The following is an 18,146-nucleotide window of genomic DNA, read 5'->3' on the forward strand; positions in this document are numbered from 1 at the left end:
GTCAGCCCTCCGCGACCGTGCCGCCGGCACCGGACCGGCCCGGAGCCCCGCAGGAGTCGGCGGTCCGGGGAGCTGCCGTGGACAGGACACGCATCCGCTCCAGCACGTTCTCCGCCGTCGGCCGGGCCGTCCGGTCCACGATCCGCCCGTCGGCCAGGAAGAGCACGAGATCGGAGCGGGCGGCGGCGCCCGGGTCATGGGTGACCATGACGACCGTCTGCCCGAGGTCGTCCACGGCGCCGCGCAGGAAACCCAGCACCTCCCGGCCGGCCTGCGAGTCCAGGTTGCCGGTCGGCTCGTCGGCGAAGATCAGCTCGGGCCGCGAGGCCAGCGCCCGCGCGCACGCGACCCGCTGCTGCTGACCGCCCGACAGCTGGGCCGGCCGGTGCGTGAGACGGTCGCGAAGCCCCAGGGTGTCGATGACCTGGTCCAGCCACCGCGCGTCGGGCTTCCGGCCCGCGATGTCCATCGGCAGGGTGATGTTCTCGGCGGCGGTCAGCGTGGGGATGAGGTTGAACGACTGGAACATGAACCCGATCCGGTCCCGCCGCAGCCGGGTCAGTTCCCGCTCCCTCAGCCCCGTGATCTCGGTGGTGCCCAGCCACACCCGGCCGGCCGAGACGGTGTCGAGGCCGGCGAGGCAGTGCATCAGCGTGGACTTCCCGGAGCCCGAGGGGCCCATCACGGCGGTGAAGCGGCCCCGCGTGATGTCCACGTCCACCGCGTCCAGGGCGAGCACGGCCGTCTCGCCGGAGCCGTACGCCTTGGTCAGCCCCCGGGCGCGGGCCGCGACCCCGCCGTCCGGGGCCTGCTGCGCAACAGGTGTCGACACGAGCGCCTCCCGGTCGCCGAACCGTCCGTTCCGGGCGAGCGTAAGGGACCCGCCGGGCCGGCGCAGCGCTTCCGTGCGCCCTTGCCGCCGCTAGCATCCCGGCGCTAGCGTCGAGGGATGGCGAAGACCCAGCTGAACGTGCGTGTGGACGAGGGCACCGCCCGCGCGGCTCGCGAGCGTGCCCTGGCCCGCGGCATGAGCGTGAACCGCTACATCGAAGAGCTGGTCAGGCAGGACACGGGGGAGGCCGGCCGTACGTTCGTGGAGGCCGCCGCCGACTTCATGAAGCAGTACGAGTCCGCGTTCGCCGAGGAGTTCGCCGAACCCCGCGGCTCCGGCACCCGCGCGGACCGCGATTGACCCTGAAGCCGATCCCTTGAACGATCTCCGCATCGACCTGGCCTGGCTCCTCATGCTCGCCGAACGGCAGACCCCCGGGGACCCGCAGGTCACCGACTGGGGCGCCCTCGTCGCCGCCGTCGCCCGGCACCGGGCCGAGATATTCGGCGTGCCGGTGTACGACACCCCGCACGCGCGGGCCGCGTCGCTGCTCCAGCTGCTCATCCACGTTCCGGCCCTGGAGCGGTCCAACGCCCTGTTCGCCTCGGCGGTCGCCTACGGCTACCTGGTGGCCAGCGGTGTCAAGGTCGCCACCACCCCCGAGCAAGTCAGGGACCTCGCCCGCCTGGTCAAGGACGGCACGGCGAGCGTCGACGACATCGCCCGGCAGCTACGCCGCTGGACCGCCTGACCGCGCTGCGGCGCGGGGCGGTCCGGTCAGCGGACGCCGGCCGGGCGGTTCGGTCCGCGGGTGTCTGGCGGGGCGGCCGGCAGGTGCCTGGGCCCGGCTGCCGGTCGGTGCGCGCCCGGCGGGGCTGCCGGCCGGCGGTGCCTGGCGGGGCGGTTCGGTCAGCGCTGTCCGGAGGGCTGCCGGTCAACCGGCGGTTGGCGGTCACCGTGCGCCCGGCGGCGCGGTTCGGTCCGCGGGTGTCCGGAGGGTTGCCGAGCCGGTGTCGGAGCACGCCGAGCAGCAGCGCCAGGGGCGCGCTGCCCGGCCGGACCAGCCGGTCAGTGCGTGGCCCGTTCGGGTGGTCGCCAGGCGGCGCCCAGCACCCCGTAGGGGACCGGGAGTGCCGGCCCGTGTTCCGCACCTGACAGGCGGCGGTGCGGGCCGAGTTCGAAGCCGGCCGCGCGGAGGGCGGCGACCGGCTCGCGGGCCAGATGGCAGCCGCCCGTCAGCGCGGGCCACAGGGTGCGGTCCAGGGCCTGCTGGGTCAGCGTCATCGCCCGGCCGCCGCCCCGCCCGTGCTCCAGGAACCGCACCTCGCCGCCGGGCCGCAGCACTCGTCGTACCTCGCTGAGCGCCCGTGCGACATCCCGCACGCTGCACAGCACCAGCGACAGCACCGCCGCGTCGAACGCCTCGCTCCCGGCCGGCAGGTCCTCCGCCACGCCCGGCACCACGTCCACCGGCACCCGGGCGCGCAGCGCGGCCTCCAGGGCCAACCGCCTAAGCCGCGGCTCCGGTTCCACCGCGACGACCTCATCGACGGTCCCTGGATAGTGCCGGAAGTTCAGCCCGTTGCCCGCGCCGACCTCGATCACCCGCCCGGACAGCCCGGCGAGCAGCCGCTCCCGCACCCCGGCCGGCCCGGGCCGGGCTTCGGCAGCCACGCTGAGCAGGGCGTAGCAGCGGGCGAACAGCGGATGGCGGACGTCACCCCGGGGCACCTGGCCGGAGCGGGTGGACAGCAACCGCATGGCAACCTCCCGGACGGGACGGACCCAGGAGAAGTCTCCCCCGGAACCTCCCGCCTGTCCCGCCGGGTCCCGTCACGGTGCCTCGCGGATCTGGAACGCCTCCGCGTCCCACGTGCCGTCGAGCCGGGGGGCGAGCCAGGCCGGTGCCGCCGTGCGGAACTCGGTGGGCGGCAGGGATCCGGCCCCGGCGGGCAGGGCGCCCAGGAGCGGGGCGTCGGCCACCTCCGGCAGGTCGGCCACGTTGCAGCGGGTGGCCAGGTCGGGTGAGCCGGGCCAGCTGCCGATCACGACCCCGGCCAGGTCCAGTGCCCGGCGCCGCAGTTCGCGGGCCGTCAGCTCCGTCGCGTTGAGCGTGCCGAGCCCGGCCTGCGCCACGACCAGCACCGGCGCGCCCAGCAGCCGGGCCGCGTCGGCCAGCGTGCCGCCGGCCGCGTCGAACCGGACGAGCAGCCCGCCCGCCCCCTCGACCAGCACCAGATCGTGCTCGGTGGCCAGCTTGGCGGCCCGCTCGGCGACCTCGTGCGGATGCACCGGCGCCCTCCCGGCCCGCCGGGCCGCCGTGCCCGGCGCCAACGGGTCGGGGTAACGGGCGAGTTCCGCGGTCGTGACGGGACCGGCGAGCCGCGCGACCTCGTCGGCGTCCCCGCGCTCGTCCGGCCGTACGCCCGTCTGGGCGGCCTTCAGCACGGCCACCGAGCGCCCGGCCGCGAGCGCCGCGGCGGCGACGGCGGCGGTGGTGACGGTCTTGCCGACCTCCGTGCCCGTCCCCGTGATCACCAGTACCGGCATCTCAACCCTCCCGTGCCGCGGCGCACACCGCGCGCGCGATCCGTGCCACGTCCTCGTCCGAGGTGACGTACGGCGGCATCGTGTAGACCAGGTCGCGGAACGGGCGCAGCCACACGCCCTCCCGCACGGCGGCGTCCGTGGCGGCCCGCACGTCGACCGGGTGGTCGAGCTGGACGACGCCGATGGCCCCGAGGACACGGACGTCCCGCACCCCGGGCAGCTCGCGCGCCGGGGCGAGGCCCGCCCGCAGGCCCGCCTCGATCCGCCTGACCTCCGCCGGCCAGTCCTGCCGCAGCAGCAGCTCGACGGAGGCGCAGGCCACGGCCGCCGCCAGCGGGTTGCCCATGAACGTCGGGCCGTGCGCGAGCACCGGCACCTCGCCGCGCGAGATGCCGTCGGCGACCCGCGCGGTGCACAGGGTGGCCGCCATCGTCAGATAGCCGCCGGTCAGGGCCTTGCCGACGCACATCACGTCCGGGCTGACGGCCGCGTGGCCGGCCGCGAACAGCGCGCCGGTGCGCCCGAATCCGGTGGCGATCTCGTCGAAGACGAGCAGCACGTCGTGCGCGTCGCACGCCTCGCGCAGCACCCGCAGGTAGTCGGGGGAGTGGAAGCGCATGCCGCCCGCGCCCTGCACCACCGGCTCCACGATCACCGCGGCCAGCTCGTCCGCGTGCCGGGCGACCAGCTCGCGCAGCTGCTCCGCGTACGACTCGTCGTACTCCGCGGGCGGCGCGTCCGCGAACACCTGGCGCGGGAGCACGCCGGTCCACAGGTCGTGCATGCCGCCTTCGGGGTCGCAGACCGACATCGGCTGCCAGGTGTCCCCGTGGTAGCCGCCCCGCCAGGTCATCAGGCGCTGTTTGCCCGGCCGGCCGAGCGAACGCCAGTACTGGAGGCACATCTTCACCGCGACCTCCACCGACACGGACCCCGAGTCGGCCAGGAACACATGCTCCAGGCCGTCCGGTGACATGTCGACAAGGAGTTTCGCGAGCCGGACGGCGGGCTCGTGGGTGAGCCCGCCGAACATGACGTGGCTCATCCGGCCGAGCTGCTCGCGCGCGGCCTCGTTGAGCACCGGGTGGTTGTAGCCGTGGATGGCCGACCACCACGACGACATGCCGTCGACCAGCTCACCGGAGCCGTCGGCCAGCCGAAGCCGGACCCCGCTCGCGGCCTCCACCACGAGCGGCTCGGCACGTCCGGGCATCGGTCCGTACGGATGCCACACATGCCGCCGGTCCAGCTCCAGCAGTTCCGCCACGCCGAGTTCAGGCATTGGGCGCGAGGTCCGTCCCGGCGCCCCTGCGGCGGACGGCGACGAGGTCGGTCCGCGGCTCCCGCGCCGCCGGAGCGGCCGCGGCCGGGGCCGACCCGCACCCACCGCCCTCGTGGCAGCCCCCGCCGTCCTCGTGGCAGCCCCCGGCGTTCGTCCGGTGCTCGGGCAGCGTCACCTCGTCCGCGCCCTCCACCTCGAACCCGGCGTCCGCGATCATCTCCAGGTCGGCCTTGCCGGCCTGGCCCTCGCTGGTCAGGTAGTCGCCGAGGAAGACGGAGTTGGCCAGGTGCAGCGCGAGCGGCTGCATGGAACGCAGGTGGACCTCGCGACCGCCCGCGATGCGGACCTCCACGTCCGGGCAGACGAACCGGACCATCGCGAGGATGCGCAGGCAGCGCTGCGGGGTGAGGTTCCACTCCTTGGCCAGCGGGGTGCCCTCGAACGGGATGAGGAAGTTCACCGGAACGGAGTCGGGGTCCAGCTCGCGCAGCGAGAAGACGACGTCGACGAGGTCCTCGTCGCTCTCGCCCATGCCGGCGATGAGACCCGAACACGCGGACAGTCCGGCGGCGTGCGCCTTCTGCACCGTGTCCACCCGATCGGCGTACGTGTGGGTGGTGGTGATGTCCTCGTAGGTTGACTCGGAGGTGTTCAGATTGTGGTTGTAGGCGTCCGCTCCGGCCTCGCGCAGCCGCTCGGCCTGGCCGTCGGAGAGCAGGCCGAGGCAGGCGCACACCTCGACGCCCTCGTTCTGCTCCTTGATGGCCTTGATGGTGTCCGAGACCCGGTCCACGTCCCGGTCCGTCGGGCCCCGCCCGCTGGCCACCAGGCAGACCCGCTTGGCGCCGCCCGCGAGGCCCGCGGCGGCGGCCTGGGACGCCTCGTCCGGCTTGAGCCAGGTGTACTTCAGGATCCCGGCCTTGGAGCCGAGCCGCTGGGAGCAGTAGGAGCAGTCCTCCGGGCACAGGCCCGACTTGAGGTTCACCAGATAGTTGAGTTTCACCCGTCGCCCGAACCAGTGCCGGCGCACCTTGCCGGCCGCGGCCACCACATCGAGCAGGTCGTCGTCGGAGGTGGCCAGCACGGCGAGTGCTTCCTCGCGGGTCGGCAGCTCGCGCCGAAGCCCCTTGTCCACCAGCGTGTTCAGCAGGTCCATGAGGCCCGATCCTGTCCTACGGGACCGCTCGGGGCCAAGGAGAGTTTGCACAACGGAGACGGTTCACCGTGTGGGTATTGCCACACACTGGGCGGCTGGTCGTGCCGCTAGGGTCTGTCCGCTACCTACAAAAGCACCGGAGGACCCATGGCTTTCGGCTGGATCGACGAGCAGGCCGAGGCGCGCCGCCGCGCCGGACTCGTCCGCACCCTGCGCCCGCGCCCCGCCGACTCCCCGCTGCTGGACCTGGCGAGCAACGACTACCTGGGTCTGGCCCGCCATCCGGAGGTCACCGAGGGAGCGGCCCGGGCCGCCCGGACGTGGGGCGGCGGCTCCACCGGGTCCCGGCTGGTGACCGGCACCACCGAGCTGCACACCGAGCTGGAGCGCGCGCTGGCCGCGTTCTGCGGGTTCGAGGCGGCCCTGGTCTTCTCCTCCGGTTACGCCGCGAACCTGGCCGCGGTCACCGCTCTGGGCCCGCACGGCTCGCTGATCGTCTCCGACGCGGGCAACCACGCCTCCCTCATCGACGGCTGCCGGCTGGCGCGGGGCGGCACGCAGGTCGTCGGGCACGCCGACCCGGAGGCCGTGCGCAAGGCGCTCGGCACGCACGGCGGCGCGGCGATCGTCGTCTCCGACACGGTGTTCTCGGTCGACGGGGACCGGGCGCCGCTGGCCGCGCTGGCCGCCGCGTGCCGGGAGTACGGCGCCGGGCTGGTCGTGGACGACGCCCACGGGCTCGGCGTGCTGGGCGACGGCGGCCGGGGCGCGCCGTACGCGGCCGGGCTCGCGGGAGCCGATGACGTGGTCGCCACGGCGACCCTGTCCAAGTCGCTGGGCAGCCAGGGCGGGGTGGTGCTCGGACCGGCCCGGGTGATCGGCCACCTGGTCAACGCGGCCCGCACGTTCATCTTCGACACGGGCCTGGCACCGGCGGCGGCCGGTGCCGCGCTGGCCGCGCTGCGGTTGCTCGAGCGTGAGCCGGGGCGGGCGGCACGCGCCCGTGAGGTGGCCGCGGAACTGCACGCACGGCTGACCGCCGCGGGTCTGGAGGCGGTGCGTCCGGACGCCGCGGTGGTCTCCGTGCGGGCTCCGTCCCCGGAGCAGGCGGTGCGCTGGGCGGCCGACTGCCGTACGGCGGGCGTGTCCGTGGGCTGTTTCCGTCCTCCTTCCGTGCCCGACGGCATCTCACGGCTGAGGCTGACCGCCCGCGCGGACCTGTCCGGGGCCGAGATCGAACACGCTGTACGCGTCATCGGCGAGACGCGACCATGAGTCGGCGTGACACGGCCGTGTGTCGCCGGATGACGATGAAAAAGTGACCGGTTCTGATCAGAGTGCGGTGATGAATCCCGACCAGCTGCCGGCGGAGAAGAGCAGTGCCGGTCCGGCCGGGGTCTTGGAGTCACGCACGGCGAGCAGCCCCGCTCCGGGGCCGGAGCGCGGCCGGGCCGTCTCCACGCAGTTGTTGGCGCCCGTGCTGTAGCTGCTGCGCAGCCAGCGCACGTCGCGCAGGTCGGTACTGGCAGGGATGCTCCGAGGCGGTGCGGGCATGGTGCCTCCTTACGCGCCGTCACCTATTGCGGCGATGTAGTCCAACGAGTCCTCGGGGGAAAGGGCGTGGAACTGAAGGGCGTGGAAGGCCTCGGTGTAGGCCACCAGGTCTTCTTTCCGTTCCAGGTAGAGGCTACTCGTCAACTGGTCGAGAACGACTACATCCAGATCGGAAGTGCTCGGAAATGAGAAGATAACGAAAGGCCCGGTGAGGCCGATATGCGCCCCGGCACTGAAGGGCAGGATCTGGAGCCGTACCTGGGGCAGCGAGGCGGCCTCCATCAGCCGCTGCAGCTGACGGGCCATCACCCGGGGACCACCGACCTCGCGGCGCAGCACCGCCTCGTCCAGTACGGCGCTCAGCGTCGGCGGCGGGTCCACGCGTAACACGTCCTGCCTGGCCAGACGCACCTCCACCAGCGTGTCCAACCGGTCCTCGTCCAGGTCCTTCACGGCCGCCCGGGTGACCGCGCGGGCGTACTCGGCCGTCTGGAGCAGGCCCGGTACGACCGTGGTCTCCAGGGTGCGCATGGCGCTCGCCTGCGACTCCAGGCTGATGAAGTCACGGTAGGTGGGAGGGAGTTCCCCGCGGTAGGCGTGCCACCAGCGGTTGCGGCCACCCGCGTCCTGCGACCCCGCCAGCATCAGCAGCAACTCGCGCAGGTGTCCGTCGTGGACCCCGTAGGCGTCCAGCAGCAACCGCAGATCGGCCGGTTTCACGCCGCTGGCGCCGGTCTCGATGCGGCTCACTTTCGACTGGTGCCAGCCGACGAGCCGGGCCGCCTCACCACTGGTGAATCCGGCACCGGTACGCAGCCTGCGCAGTTCGGCGCCCAGTTTCCGACGGCGCACTGCCGGACCGTTCTGCATGGGCTCCTCCTTACTCCTTCCGGGCCGCCCACATACGGTTTCGCAGCGCGGAGTTCACCGCTTCGAGCGACAGATATATGCATATCCCGGTGGATCGCTCCCCCTGACCGACCCGTTGATGGCAGTCTGGCGAACAAGCACCAGTTCCGGGACCGTACTCGAAGCATTCGCTGTATGTCGGACCGCGGTCCCGCGGGAAAGGGACGACGTCGCCATGGCAGACCATCTGGAAGCATCCATCACTCTGCCGAGCGATCCCGCCTCGGTCCACGCGGCCCGCTCCTACGTCGTGGGCACCCTCGCGGAGTGGGGCCTGCCGTCGGACACCGAAACGGCCGACACCGTGCGGCTCATCGTCTCGGAGCTGGCCACCAACGCCGTGCAGCACACCTTCGGCCAGTCACCCACCTTCACGGTCGACATCGCACTGGACCGTGACGAACACCTGCGGATCGGCGTCACGGACAGTCATCCCCGCTTCCCGAAGAGACTGCCCGCCGCCGTGCAGCAGGACAACGGCCGCGGCATGGTCATCATCCGCTGGCTCACCGCGGAGCACGGCGGCAGGCTCCGTGTCCGCCCCACCCGTGAGGGCGGCAAGACGGTCTGCATCGAACTTCCGTGGACGGTCCCGGCCGCCCCGTTACCGGCAGGCGGACCGCAGGAGCCCTGAGCATCGCGTCCTGGCCGCACGGCCGGCTCCGCCGGAGGATGTGTCGGCCCCGGGCCGCCCGCGGTGGCGGGCGGGCACCGGGGCGGCGCTACGGCGCTCGGAGCGGGACCGGAGCGGGACCGGCGCCGGCCGTTCGCCGGAGCCGGGGCCGGGCGCTCTCGCTCCGCGGCCGGGTCAGCTGACCCGGCCGTACCAGACGCTCCTGGTCCAGATCTTCTGAAGCCTCACCACGTCACCGGTCCTCGGGGCGTGCCAGATCTTTCCGTGGCCCGCGTAGATGCCGACGTGGTACACGTTGGAACCCGAGTGGAAGAACACCAGGTCGCCCGCCTTGCGGCTGCGGGCGGAGATGTGGTGGGTCTTGTTGTACTGCTGCGCGGCGGTGCGCGGCAGCTTCTTGCCCACCTTCTTGAAGGAGTAGAAGGTCAGCCCCGAGCAGTCGAACCTGCGCGGGCCCGTGGCGCCCCACTTGTACGGTGCACCTTTCTTGGAGGCCGCGACCTTGAGTGCCTTCGTCGCCATCGTCGCGGCGGACGCGTCGGTGGCGAGGCCGGGCACGGCGATCGAGCCGCCTACAGCGGCGAGGGTGAGGGCCGAGGCCGTGCCGGCTCTGGCCATCAGTGACGGGACACGATTGAGCGCAGTCATGCGCAACCCTTCGTCAGCCGCCTGTGAAGGATGACCTGTCGGATTCGGGCTGGCGAAGTTGCCCGGCCGTGTTGCCACGGCTTCACCCCAAGGGCGGCTCGGAACCCCGCCCGTCCGCGTCGAGCGGACGAACATGTGTTCCGGCGACCCGTCTTGCCTGGGTCCTCCACTCCTGCCGATCCACTCCTGTCGACCGGTCATCCGGGCGGCGGCAGGACTCGGCGTCCGCCCGGATCGCCCCGCCGCGGTGGCGGGGTCTTGTCGTCAGTCAGGGATCTTGACCTACAACTGTCGTAAAATCCCAACGGAATCGGGGATTTGTGGTGTTACTCACCACTCACCCGTTCGGGTGGACATCGCTGTGTTCGAGGCATCGTCAGGACCCGTGCGTAGCCCCGGACCTGGGGCTAAACGCTCTTCGGCACACACCCGACCCACATGCCGCACAAGTCGGGAAGCCCGAAAATCATTCCGGATATCCACCGGACGGTCGTACCTCGTTCGGACCGTTTCGAGTCCGCCGCGAACGGCAAGCGCCGACACGGGGACCCCGGCAGGCCGGCCGGGTGTCCGCCTCAGCCGACGGCGTCGGGCGGGAGCGCGACGCGAGCGGTACGGCGCTCACCGTCCAGCACGCGCAAGGCGCGTGCCAGCGTGCCCCCGTGCAGCTCCGTCTCGCCCCGCTGGTGCATCACCTCGAGCGCGTCCCTCAGCTCTGCCGCCTTGCGCACCAGGGCCTGCGCCGCGCGCAGCCCGTGGTACGTGTCCCCGGGCCGGGCCGGATTGACGCGGCCCAGCAGGTCGGCCGCCTCCAGATAACGGTCGATCAGGTCGCCCTCGGCGCGGGTCAGCGCGGGCAGCGGCGGCAGCTCCGGCTGCATCGGGGGGCTCACCTCGCGTCGGGTGCGCCGGGCGCGTCCCGGCGGCTGGGCACGATGTGGTCCACCAGGCCGTAGGCCAGGGCCCCGGGGGCGTCCAGGAACAGGTCCCGCGCCAGATCCTCGTGCACCTGCCCGGCCGTGCGCCCCGTGTGCCGGACGAGCATCTCCGCCAGCAGCGCGCGGACCCGGTCCAGCTCCTCGGCCTCGACGAGCAGGTCGCTGGGCCGGCCGCGCACCGGCTCGGGCAGTCCGGGCTGCTCGATCAGCATGCGCGCGCCGGGCAGCGCGTACCGCTTGCCCGGGGCGCCGGCCGCGAGCAGCACCGCGGCGGTGGAGGAGGCCTGTCCCAGGCAGTACGTCGCCACGTCGCAGCTGATGTAGCGCATGGTGTCGTAGATCGTGGTCATGGCGTGGAAGGGCCCGCCCGGCGAGTTGATGTACAGCGTGATGTCCCGGTCCGGGGCCGCGTGTTCGAGGTACATGAGCTGCGCCGTCACGTCGCTCGCGGCGACGTCGTCGGCCGGGGTGCCGAGGAGGACGATCCGGGACTCGAAGAGCTTCCCGTACGGGTCGAGCGTGCGGGCGCCGCCGCCCGTGCGCTCGGTGAACCCGGGCAGGACATGGCGGGCGGACGGTCGGGACATGGGCACACCCCTCTCGCGGTGGACCGGCTCCGGTCCACTCTCTGTGAAAAATGTACAGGACGTACAGAGCGGGGGAGGTGTGTGCCGGTGGACACGCCGCCCGCCGCGGCGGGGTCCGGGGCGGCGGGCCGCGGCTGCCGGGCAGGCCGGCCCCGCGGGGATGCCCCGTAAGCTGGTGGTATGGCCTACGAGATTCCGGTGACGCAAGCCAGGGCTGAACTCGCCGACCTGATCAACCGGGTCGTGTACGGCGGTGAGCGTGTCGTCGTGACGCGGCACGGCAAGCCCCTGGTCGCCCTGGTCTCGGCCGCCGACCTGGAGCGTCTCGACGCCCTCGACGAGCCGGACGGGGAGCAGATCGTCAGCTCGGTGTCGCGGGTGGGCGAGAGCGGGCCGGGCGGGCGCGAGCAGCGGCGGTTCGGGATAGCGGCCGAGCACCGGGGGCCGGGTGTGTCGTGAGGCGTGCCGCCCGGCGCGAGCCGGTATGGCGAAGCCCATCGCACGGTCATCCGACGATCAAGGCCGGGTTAACGTCGTTGAAACTCCGGCGTTCTAACCTGCCGCTCCACGCCACCATGGGTTTTTCTGCCCGGGATTGATGATGATCCGGGGATTTGTCTGTGTGTTACACCTATCCCCGTCGCGGTGGCTGCGGCAACCGGACCCCGCACGGTCCGGAGCAAGGACTGTGAGGTGGGACGTGCAACTGACCCCGCACGAGCAAGAGAGGCTGCTGATCCATGTGGCGGCCGACGTGGCCGAGAAGCGCAGGGCCCGCGGGCTCCGGCTCAACCACCCGGAAGCGGTCGCCCTCATCACGTCGCACATCCTGGAGGGCGCCCGGGACGGCCGTACCGTCGCCGAGCTGATGTCCTCCGGCCGTAAGCTCCTGAGCAGGGACGACGTCATGGACGGGGTCGCCGAGATGATCCGTGACGTCCAGGTCGAGGCCACCTTCCCGGACGGCACCAAGCTCGTCACCGTGCACGAGCCGATCTTCTGAGGGGCGCCGCGATGATTCCCGGAGAGATCCTGTTCGCGGACGGCCCCGTCGTCGTCAACGAGGGCCGCGAGGTCACCCGCCTGACCGTCCTCAACGCCGCCGACCGGCCGGTCCAGGTCGGCTCGCACTACCACTTCGCCGAGGCCAACCCCGGGCTGGAGTTCGACCGTGCCGCCGCGCGCGGCAGGCGGCTGAACGTCGCCGCCGGCACCGCCGTGCGCTTCGAGCCCGGCATCCCCGTCGAGGTCGAACTCGTCCCCCTCACCGGCGCCCGGATCGTGCCGGGCCTGCGGGGCGAGACCGGAGGTGCCCTCGATGCCTGAGATCTCCCGCGGCGCCTACGCCGACCTGTTCGGCCCCACCACCGGCGACCGCATCCGGCTCGCCGACACCGACCTGCTGATAGAGATCGAGGAGGACCGCTCCCGTGGCCCCGGCGGCTCCGGGGACGAGGCGGTCTTCGGCGGCGGCAAGGTCATCCGCGAGTCCATGGGCCAGTCCCGCGCCACCCGGGCCGAGGGCACCCCCGACACCGTGATCACCGGTGCCGTCGTCGTCGACCACTGGGGCGTCGTCAAGGCCGACGTCGGCATCCGCGACGGCCGGATCACCGCCCTCGGCAAGGCCGGCAACCCGGACACCATGGACGGCGTCCACCCCGACCTCGTCATCGGTCCCGAGACCGAGATCATCGCGGGCAACGGACGCATCCTCACCGCCGGTGCCATCGACGCCCACGTCCACTTCATCTGCCCCCAGGTCGCCGACGAGGCGCTGGCCTCCGGCATCACCACCCTGGTCGGCGGCGGCACCGGCCCCGCCGAGGGCTCCAAGGCGACCACCGTGACGCCCGGCCCCTGGCACCTGGCCCGCATGCTGGAGGCGATGGAGGCCTACCCGGTCAACGTCGGTCTCCTCGGCAAAGGGAACACCGTCAGCCACGAGGCGATGCTCTCCCAGATCCGCGGCGGCGCCGTCGGCCTGAAGCTGCACGAGGACTGGGGATCCACCCCGGCCGTCATCGACGCCGCGCTCACCGTGGCCGACCGCACCGGCATCCAGGTCGCCATCCACACCGACACCCTGAACGAGGCCGGGTTCGTCGGCGACACCCTGGCCGCGATCGCGGGCCGGGGCATCCACTCGTACCACACCGAGGGCGCCGGCGGCGGTCACGCACCCGACATCATGACGGTCGTCTCCCAGCCCAACGTCCTGCCCAGCTCCACGAATCCGACCCGGCCCTTCACCGTCAACACGACCGAGGAACACCTCGACATGCTGATGGTGTGCCACCACCTCAACCCGGCCGTCCCGGAGGACCTGGCGTTCGCCGAGTCCCGGATCCGCCCCTCCACCATCGGCGCGGAGGACATCCTCCACGACCTCGGCGCGATCTCCATCATCTCCTCCGACTCCCAGGCCATGGGGCGGGTGGGCGAGGTCGTCCTGCGCACCTGGCAGACCGCCCATGTCATGAAGCGGCGGCGCGGCGCACTGCCCGGCGACGGACGCGCCGACAACCACCGCGTCCGTCGCTATGTCGCCAAATACACGATCAACCCGGCGCTCGCCCAGGGCCTCGGCAGCCGGATCGGCTCCGTGGAGACGGGCAAGCTCGCCGACCTGGTGCTGTGGGAGCCCGCGTTCTTCGGGGTCAAGCCGCTCCTCGTGCTCAAGGGCGGACAGATCGCCTACGCGCAGATGGGCGACGCCAACGCCTCCATCCCGACCCCGCAGCCGATCCTGCCCCGGCCGATGTACGGCGCGATCGGCAGGGCCCCGGCCGCCAACTCCGTCAACTTCGTGTCGGGCCTCGCGATCGAGGACGGGCTGCCGGAACGGCTGGGACTGGGCAAGCGGTTCGTGGCGATCGACTCCACGCGTGCGGTCACCAAGGCCGACATGCGGGAGAACGACGCCCGGCCCGACGTCCGTATCGACCCCGACAGCTTCGCCGTGCGCATCGACGGGGAACTGGTCGAGGCCGGCCCGGCCGTCGAACTGCCCATGGCCCAGCGTTACTTCCTCTTCTGATGTCCAGGGCAGCACTGCTCGTCCTGGCCGACGGCCGCTTCCCCGCCGGAGGCCACGCGCACTCCGGCGGGGCGGAGGCCGCCGTCAGGGCGGGCCGCATCACCGGCGCCGCGAGCCTGGAGGACTTCTGCCGGGGCCGGCTGCACACCGCCGGGCTGGTCGCGGGAGCGCTGGCGGCGGCCGCCGTACTCGGCGCGGAGCCGGAGCAACTGGACGCCGCGGCGGACGCCCGAACGCCGTCGCCCGCCCTGCGCAGCGCCGCCCGCCGGCTCGGGCGCCAGCTGCTGCGGGCCACGCGGGCGAGCTGGCCGTGCGGTGAACTCGACGCACTGGCACGGCGGTTCCCGAAGGGGGCGCACCAGCCGGTGGTCCTCGGTGTCGCCGCGCGGGCGGCCGGACTGGGCCCGGACGACGCGGCGTACTGCGCGGCGTACGAGAGCGTGAGCGGGCCGGCGACGGCCACCGTGCGCCTGCTCGGTCTCGACCCGTTCGACGCGACCGGTGTGCTGGCCCGGCTGGCGCCGGAGCTGGACCGCGTCGCGGACCGGGCCGTGACGGCGGCCCGGCGGGTGGCCGACGACGGCGTCGACGCCCTGCCGGCCGCCTCCGGCCCCCTGCTGGAGGTCGCCGCCGAATGGCACGCGGCCTGGCCGGTACGGCTGTTCGCGTCCTGAAGCCCCCCGTTCTCGTTGTCCTGCCTCCCCGGACGGGCCGGGCGGGCCACCCCTTGTCCCACTGGAGCCGCACATGCACCTCGACCACACCCACGACGGCCCGGCCGCTCTCAGCGCCGACGCCCGCCGCCCCGACGGACGGCGCCGCGCCCTGCGCATCGGACTCGGCGGCCCCGTCGGATCCGGCAAGACCGCCACCGTCGCCGCGCTCTGCCGGGAACTGCGCGACGAACTGTCCCTCGCCGTCGTCACCAACGACATCTACACCCGTGAGGACGCCGAGTTCCTGCTCCGGGAGGCCGTGCTGCCGCCCGAGCGGATCACCGCCGTGGAGACGGGCGCCTGCCCGCACACCGCGATCCGCGACGACATCTCCGCCAACCTGGAGGCGGTGGAGGACCTGGAGGACGCCGTCGGTCCGCTGGACCTGATCCTCGTCGAGTCCGGCGGCGACAACCTCACCGCGACCTTCTCCAAGGGGCTCGTGGACGCCCAGGTGTTCGTCATCGACGTCGCCGGCGGCGACGACATCCCGCGCAAGGGCGGGCCCGGCGTCACGACCGCCGACCTGCTCGTCGTCAACAAGACGGACCTCGCCCCGTACGTCGGCTCCGACCTCACCCGGATGGCCGCCGACGCCGAGGCGCAGCGGGCCGGACTGCCGGTCGTGTTCCAGTCGTTGCGCGGCGGGACCGGCGTCGCCGACGTGGCCGCGTGGGTCCGTGAGCGGCTCGCCGCGTGGACGGCGTGAGACTCGCCGGCGTCCGGGCGAGGGCCCGTGTCGTCGCCCGCGCCGACGGCCGCGGCGGTACGGCCCTGCCCGTCCTGGACGGCGAGGGCCCGCTGGCGCTGCGCCGCACCCGGGCGGCCGGACCCGGGGCGCGGGTCATGGTCGTCGGTGCGATGAGCGGTCCGCTCGGCGGCGACCGCTTCACGCTGGCCGCGCGGGTGGAACAGGGCGCCCGGCTGCACGTCGGCTCGGCCGCCGCCACGATCGCGCTGCCCGGACAGACCGGGGACGAAGCCCGCTACGACGTACGGCTCGACGTGGCCGACGGCGGCGAACTGCACTGGATGCCGGAGCAGTTGATATCGGCCGAGGGCAGCGACCTGTACGTCACGACCCGGGCCGAAGTCGGCGCAGGCGCCCGGCTCGTGCTGCGCGAGGAGCAGGTGCTCGGGCGGGCCGGGGAGCAGCCCGGGCGGCTCACCAGCCGGCTGACCGTGCGGGTGGCGGGCCGCACGGTGCTGGATCAGGAGCTGGCCTGCGGGCCCGGCGCGCCCGGCGGCTGGGACGGGCCGGCCGTGCTCGCCGGACACCGGGCCGTCGGTCAACTCGTGGTGGTGCGGCCCGAGTTCGCCGGGGAGCCGCCGGCCGCGCGGATGCTGGGGGAGTGTGCCGCGCTGGTGCCGCTCGCCGGGCCCGCCGTGCTCGTCAGCGCGGTCGCCCCCGACGCACTGCGGCTGCGGCGGCTGCTGGACGCGGAGTTGGACCGGCTGGACGGGCCGGACGGGCCGGGCGGGCCGGACCGGTTCGTCGGGCTCGACGAGGTCGGCCGCTGAACAGGGCCCCGCTCAGCGAGACTTGATCATCCGGTTATCGGATTGGTAAAGATGGGCGGCAAACCCTGTTCTCAGCGGGCTCACAACCGAGAGGATCCCCGCCTGACCATTCGCAGCGAGGTACGGGGAGGGGCCCCCTTGAGGGAGAACAGACCGAAGAGCCGCCTGTTGGCGTTCGGTTCCGCCGGAGTACTCGTCACCGCCACCCTGATCGCCGGGGCGGTGTCGGCCCCCACGGCCGGTGCCGCCTCCCGGCCCGGCCCGGACCGGGAGGCCAGGGGCGCCGCGACGGCCGCCGCCCGCGCCGCCCGGGCCGGCATCGACTGGCAGGACTGCCCCACCGGCTGGGGGCTGGCCAAGCCCATCCAGTGCGGCTGGGTCAGCGTGCCGCTCGACTACGCCCACCCCTACGGCAAGCAGATCAAGCTCGCCGTTGACCGTATCGGCAACACCGGCACCCCGCAGGAGCGCCAGGGCGCCCTCGTCTACAACCCGGGCGGCCCCGGCGGCTCCGGCCTGCGCTTCCCGACCCGGGTCACCAACAAGAACGCCGTCTGGGCGAACGTGGCCAAGGCCTACGACTTCGTCGGCTTCGACCCGCGCGGCGTCGGCCACTCGGCGCCCATCTCCTGCGTGGACCCGCAGGAGTTCGTCAAGGCGCCCAAGGCCGACCCGGTGCCCGACAGTGAGGCCGACAAGAGCGCGCAGCGCAAGCTGGCCCGCGAGTACGCGGAGGGCTGCGGCGAGCGCAGCGGCGCGATGCTGCCGCACATGACCACGCCGAACACCGCCCGCGACCTCGACGTCATCCGGGCCGCGCTGGGCGAGAAGAAGATCAACTACCTCGGCGTCTCCTACGGCACCTACCTCGGCGCCGTCTACGGCACCCTCTTCCCGGGCCACCTGCGCCGGATGATCGTGGACAGCGTCGTCGACCCCTCCCGCGAGAACATCTGGTACCAGGCCAACCTGAACCAGGACATCGCCTTCGAGGGCCGCTGGAAGGACTGGGAGGACTGGGTCGCCGCGAACGACGCCGCCTTCCACCTCGGCACCACCCGCGCCGCCGTCCAGGACAAGTGGCTCCAGCTGCGCGCCACCGCGAAGAAGAACCCCATCGGCGGGCTCGTCGGCCCGGCCGAGCTGATCTCCTTCTTCCAGAGCGCGCCGTACTACGACTCCTCGTGGGTGCCGGTCGCCACGGTGTTCAGCAAGTACGTCGCCGGTGACACCCAGGCGCTGGTCGACGCCGCAGCCCCGGACCTGTCGGACACCGCGGGCAACATCGCCTCGGAGAACTCCAACGCCGTCTACACGGCCGTCGAGTGCGCCGACGCCAAGTGGCCCACCAGCTGGCACACGTGGGACCGGGACAACACCCGGCTCAACACGGACTACCCGTTCATGACCTGGGCGAACGCCTGGATGAACCTGCCGTGCGCCACCTGGCCGGCCAAGCAGCACCACCCGCTGGAGGTCAGGACCCACCAGGGTCTGCCGAAGGTCCTGATCGTGCAGTCCACCCGGGACGCGGCCACCCCCTACCAGGGCGCCGTCGAGCTGCACCACCGCTTCAAGGGCTCCCGCCTGATCACCGAGAGGGACGCGGGCTCGCACGGCGTTACCGGCCTGGTCAACCCGTGCATCAACCAGCGCGTCGACGCCTACCTGATCGACGGCACGCTGGACGGCTCGGACGTGACCTGCGCCCCGCACGCCACGCCCAAGCCGTAACCGCACCGGCACGGTGACGAGGGGCGGCCGGACACCGGCCGCCCC

At 72.9% G+C, this 18,146-nt stretch carries 22 protein-coding genes and 1 riboswitch; of the genes, 12 read left to right on the forward strand and 10 right to left on the reverse strand.

Annotation, left to right across the window (positions count from 1 at the left end):
- Window position 1: 1 nt before the first annotated feature.
- Entirely contained in the window at window positions 2-832 is an 831-nt protein-coding gene (locus AB0F03_RS25450) for an ABC transporter ATP-binding protein (protein ID WP_361995875.1), read from the reverse strand.
- 117 nt (window positions 833-949) lie between these two features.
- On the opposite strand from AB0F03_RS25450, the gene AB0F03_RS25455 reads away from it, so the two are divergent.
- Both AB0F03_RS25455 and AB0F03_RS25460 read left to right on the forward strand, forming a co-directional pair.
- The gene (locus tag AB0F03_RS25455) at window positions 950-1,192 is read left to right on the forward strand and encodes a toxin-antitoxin system HicB family antitoxin (RefSeq protein WP_361995877.1); all 243 of its coding nucleotides are present in this window, start codon (window positions 950-952) and stop codon (window positions 1,190-1,192) included.
- A 16-nt stretch (window positions 1,193-1,208) separates the two neighbouring features.
- On the forward strand, window positions 1,209-1,583 hold the full coding sequence (locus AB0F03_RS25460) for a fic family toxin-antitoxin system, toxin component (protein WP_361995879.1): 375 nt from the start codon (window positions 1,209-1,211) through the stop codon (window positions 1,581-1,583).
- A 317-nt stretch (window positions 1,584-1,900) separates the two neighbouring features.
- Here AB0F03_RS25460 and AB0F03_RS25465 read toward each other — a convergent pair whose 3' ends face one another.
- The 4 genes from AB0F03_RS25465 to bioB form a co-directional block, all read right to left on the reverse strand.
- Complete coding sequence (locus AB0F03_RS25465; RefSeq protein WP_361995880.1) at window positions 1,901-2,593, reverse strand: class I SAM-dependent methyltransferase; 693 nt, start codon at window positions 2,591-2,593, stop codon at window positions 1,901-1,903.
- A 72-nt stretch (window positions 2,594-2,665) separates the two neighbouring features.
- The gene (gene bioD / locus AB0F03_RS25470; RefSeq protein ID WP_361995882.1) at window positions 2,666-3,382 is read right to left on the reverse strand and encodes a dethiobiotin synthase; all 717 of its coding nucleotides are present in this window, start codon (window positions 3,380-3,382) and stop codon (window positions 2,666-2,668) included.
- 1 nt (window position 3,383) lies between these two features.
- Window positions 3,384-4,664, reverse strand: coding sequence for an adenosylmethionine--8-amino-7-oxononanoate transaminase (locus AB0F03_RS25475; RefSeq protein ID WP_361995884.1), 1,281 nt, complete (start codon window positions 4,662-4,664; stop codon window positions 3,384-3,386).
- The gene (gene bioB / locus AB0F03_RS25480) at window positions 4,657-5,820 is read right to left on the reverse strand and encodes a biotin synthase BioB (protein ID WP_361995886.1); all 1,164 of its coding nucleotides are present in this window, start codon (window positions 5,818-5,820) and stop codon (window positions 4,657-4,659) included. Before bioB ends, AB0F03_RS25475 begins: the two co-directional genes overlap by 8 nt.
- Window positions 5,821-5,967: 147 nt before the next feature.
- Between bioB and AB0F03_RS25485 the strand changes: the two genes are divergently transcribed.
- Window positions 5,968-7,095 carry an 8-amino-7-oxononanoate synthase gene (locus AB0F03_RS25485; RefSeq protein ID WP_361995888.1) on the forward strand — a complete coding sequence of 376 codons (1,128 nt, stop codon included), beginning with the start codon at window positions 5,968-5,970 and terminating at the stop codon, window positions 7,093-7,095.
- A 57-nt stretch (window positions 7,096-7,152) separates the two neighbouring features.
- Here AB0F03_RS25485 and AB0F03_RS25490 read toward each other — a convergent pair whose 3' ends face one another.
- Both AB0F03_RS25490 and AB0F03_RS25495 read right to left on the reverse strand, forming a co-directional pair.
- Window positions 7,153-7,374 carry a DUF397 domain-containing protein gene (locus AB0F03_RS25490; RefSeq protein WP_361995890.1) on the reverse strand — a complete coding sequence of 74 codons (222 nt, stop codon included), beginning with the start codon at window positions 7,372-7,374 and terminating at the stop codon, window positions 7,153-7,155.
- A 9-nt stretch (window positions 7,375-7,383) separates the two neighbouring features.
- Complete coding sequence (locus AB0F03_RS25495; RefSeq protein WP_361995892.1) at window positions 7,384-8,244, reverse strand: helix-turn-helix transcriptional regulator; 861 nt, start codon at window positions 8,242-8,244, stop codon at window positions 7,384-7,386.
- A gap of 214 nt (window positions 8,245-8,458) precedes the next feature.
- Here AB0F03_RS25495 and AB0F03_RS25500 point away from each other — a divergent pair, with 214 nt between their 5' ends.
- Window positions 8,459-8,917, forward strand: a complete 459-nt coding sequence (locus AB0F03_RS25500; RefSeq protein WP_361995894.1) for an ATP-binding protein — start codon at window positions 8,459-8,461, stop codon at window positions 8,915-8,917.
- Window positions 8,918-9,091: 174 nt separating this feature from the next.
- Here the strand turns inward: AB0F03_RS25500 and AB0F03_RS25505 are convergent, their stop codons facing one another.
- The 3 genes from AB0F03_RS25505 to AB0F03_RS25515 all read right to left on the reverse strand — a co-directional run bounded on the left by AB0F03_RS25505 (window position 9,092) and on the right by AB0F03_RS25515 (window position 11,090).
- Window positions 9,092-9,565 (reverse strand): C40 family peptidase, encoded by a 474-nt coding sequence (locus AB0F03_RS25505; protein WP_361995896.1) that lies wholly within the window; start codon window positions 9,563-9,565, stop codon window positions 9,092-9,094.
- 2 nt (window positions 9,566-9,567) lie between these two features.
- Window positions 9,568-9,705: riboswitch (cyclic di-AMP (ydaO/yuaA leader) on the reverse strand.
- A 435-nt stretch (window positions 9,706-10,140) separates the two neighbouring features.
- Complete coding sequence (locus AB0F03_RS25510) at window positions 10,141-10,446, reverse strand: hypothetical protein (RefSeq protein WP_361995898.1); 306 nt, start codon at window positions 10,444-10,446, stop codon at window positions 10,141-10,143.
- 8 nt (window positions 10,447-10,454) lie between these two features.
- Window positions 10,455-11,090, reverse strand: coding sequence for an ATP-dependent Clp protease proteolytic subunit (locus AB0F03_RS25515; RefSeq protein ID WP_361995900.1), 636 nt, complete (start codon window positions 11,088-11,090; stop codon window positions 10,455-10,457).
- A 180-nt stretch (window positions 11,091-11,270) separates the two neighbouring features.
- On the opposite strand from AB0F03_RS25515, the gene AB0F03_RS25520 reads away from it, so the two are divergent.
- The 8 genes from AB0F03_RS25520 (at window position 11,271) to AB0F03_RS25555 (ending at window position 18,101) form a co-directional block, all read left to right on the forward strand.
- Window positions 11,271-11,549: a type II toxin-antitoxin system Phd/YefM family antitoxin gene (locus AB0F03_RS25520; protein ID WP_361995902.1), complete on the forward strand. Its 279-nt coding sequence runs from the start codon at window positions 11,271-11,273 to the stop codon at window positions 11,547-11,549.
- A gap of 241 nt (window positions 11,550-11,790) precedes the next feature.
- Window positions 11,791-12,093, forward strand: a complete 303-nt coding sequence (locus AB0F03_RS25525) for an urease subunit gamma (protein ID WP_361995904.1) — start codon at window positions 11,791-11,793, stop codon at window positions 12,091-12,093.
- An 11-nt stretch (window positions 12,094-12,104) separates the two neighbouring features.
- Window positions 12,105-12,416 (forward strand): urease subunit beta, encoded by a 312-nt coding sequence (locus tag AB0F03_RS25530; protein ID WP_361995906.1) that lies wholly within the window; start codon window positions 12,105-12,107, stop codon window positions 12,414-12,416.
- Window positions 12,409-14,130 carry an urease subunit alpha gene (locus tag AB0F03_RS25535; RefSeq protein WP_361995908.1) on the forward strand — a complete coding sequence of 574 codons (1,722 nt, stop codon included), beginning with the start codon at window positions 12,409-12,411 and terminating at the stop codon, window positions 14,128-14,130. The genes AB0F03_RS25530 and AB0F03_RS25535 overlap by 8 nt, the downstream gene beginning before the upstream one ends.
- A complete protein-coding gene (locus AB0F03_RS25540; RefSeq protein WP_361995910.1) occupies window positions 14,130-14,804 on the forward strand; it encodes an urease accessory UreF family protein in 675 nt (224 codons plus the stop codon). Before AB0F03_RS25535 ends, AB0F03_RS25540 begins: the two co-directional genes overlap by 1 nt.
- 73 nt (window positions 14,805-14,877) lie before the next feature.
- Window positions 14,878-15,555, forward strand: a complete 678-nt coding sequence (gene ureG / locus AB0F03_RS25545) for an urease accessory protein UreG (protein WP_361995912.1) — start codon at window positions 14,878-14,880, stop codon at window positions 15,553-15,555.
- Entirely contained in the window at window positions 15,543-16,367 is an 825-nt protein-coding gene (locus tag AB0F03_RS25550) for an urease accessory protein UreD (protein ID WP_361995914.1), read from the forward strand. The genes ureG and AB0F03_RS25550 overlap by 13 nt, the downstream gene beginning before the upstream one ends.
- Before the next feature lie 138 nt (window positions 16,368-16,505).
- Window positions 16,506-18,101, forward strand: a complete 1,596-nt coding sequence (locus tag AB0F03_RS25555; RefSeq protein ID WP_361995916.1) for an alpha/beta hydrolase — start codon at window positions 16,506-16,508, stop codon at window positions 18,099-18,101.
- The last annotated feature ends 45 nt before the right edge of the window (window positions 18,102-18,146 follow it).

The organism is Streptomyces sp. NPDC028722, from assembly GCF_040637655.1.
Taxonomy (GTDB): Bacteria; Actinomycetota; Actinomycetes; order Streptomycetales; family Streptomycetaceae; genus Streptomyces.

Excerpts from the sequence above, each read along its gene's own strand:
- AB0F03_RS25455 (WP_361995877.1), top strand. The coding sequence starts at position 950 with ATGGCGAAGACCCAGCTGAACGTGCGTGTGGACGAGGGCACCGCCCGC.
- AB0F03_RS25465 (WP_361995880.1), bottom strand. The coding sequence starts at position 2,593 with ATGCGGTTGCTGTCCACCCGCTCCGGCCAGGTGCCCCGGGGTGACGTC.
- bioD (WP_361995882.1), bottom strand. The coding sequence starts at position 3,382 with ATGCCGGTACTGGTGATCACGGGGACGGGCACGGAGGTCGGCAAGACC.
- AB0F03_RS25475 (WP_361995884.1), bottom strand. The coding sequence starts at position 4,664 with ATGCCTGAACTCGGCGTGGCGGAACTGCTGGAGCTGGACCGGCGGCAT.
- bioB (WP_361995886.1), bottom strand. The coding sequence starts at position 5,820 with ATGGACCTGCTGAACACGCTGGTGGACAAGGGGCTTCGGCGCGAGCTG.
- AB0F03_RS25485 (WP_361995888.1), top strand. The coding sequence starts at position 5,968 with ATGGCTTTCGGCTGGATCGACGAGCAGGCCGAGGCGCGCCGCCGCGCC.
- AB0F03_RS25490 (WP_361995890.1), bottom strand. The coding sequence starts at position 7,374 with ATGCCCGCACCGCCTCGGAGCATCCCTGCCAGTACCGACCTGCGCGAC.
- AB0F03_RS25495 (WP_361995892.1), bottom strand. The coding sequence starts at position 8,244 with ATGCAGAACGGTCCGGCAGTGCGCCGTCGGAAACTGGGCGCCGAACTG.
- AB0F03_RS25500 (WP_361995894.1), top strand. The coding sequence starts at position 8,459 with ATGGCAGACCATCTGGAAGCATCCATCACTCTGCCGAGCGATCCCGCC.
- AB0F03_RS25505 (WP_361995896.1), bottom strand. The coding sequence starts at position 9,565 with ATGACTGCGCTCAATCGTGTCCCGTCACTGATGGCCAGAGCCGGCACG.
- AB0F03_RS25510 (WP_361995898.1), bottom strand. The coding sequence starts at position 10,446 with ATGCAGCCGGAGCTGCCGCCGCTGCCCGCGCTGACCCGCGCCGAGGGC.
- AB0F03_RS25515 (WP_361995900.1), bottom strand. The coding sequence starts at position 11,090 with ATGTCCCGACCGTCCGCCCGCCATGTCCTGCCCGGGTTCACCGAGCGC.
- AB0F03_RS25520 (WP_361995902.1), top strand. The coding sequence starts at position 11,271 with ATGGCCTACGAGATTCCGGTGACGCAAGCCAGGGCTGAACTCGCCGAC.
- AB0F03_RS25530 (WP_361995906.1), top strand. The coding sequence starts at position 12,105 with ATGATTCCCGGAGAGATCCTGTTCGCGGACGGCCCCGTCGTCGTCAAC.
- AB0F03_RS25535 (WP_361995908.1), top strand. The coding sequence starts at position 12,409 with ATGCCTGAGATCTCCCGCGGCGCCTACGCCGACCTGTTCGGCCCCACC.
- AB0F03_RS25540 (WP_361995910.1), top strand. The coding sequence starts at position 14,130 with ATGTCCAGGGCAGCACTGCTCGTCCTGGCCGACGGCCGCTTCCCCGCC.
- ureG (WP_361995912.1), top strand. The coding sequence starts at position 14,878 with ATGCACCTCGACCACACCCACGACGGCCCGGCCGCTCTCAGCGCCGAC.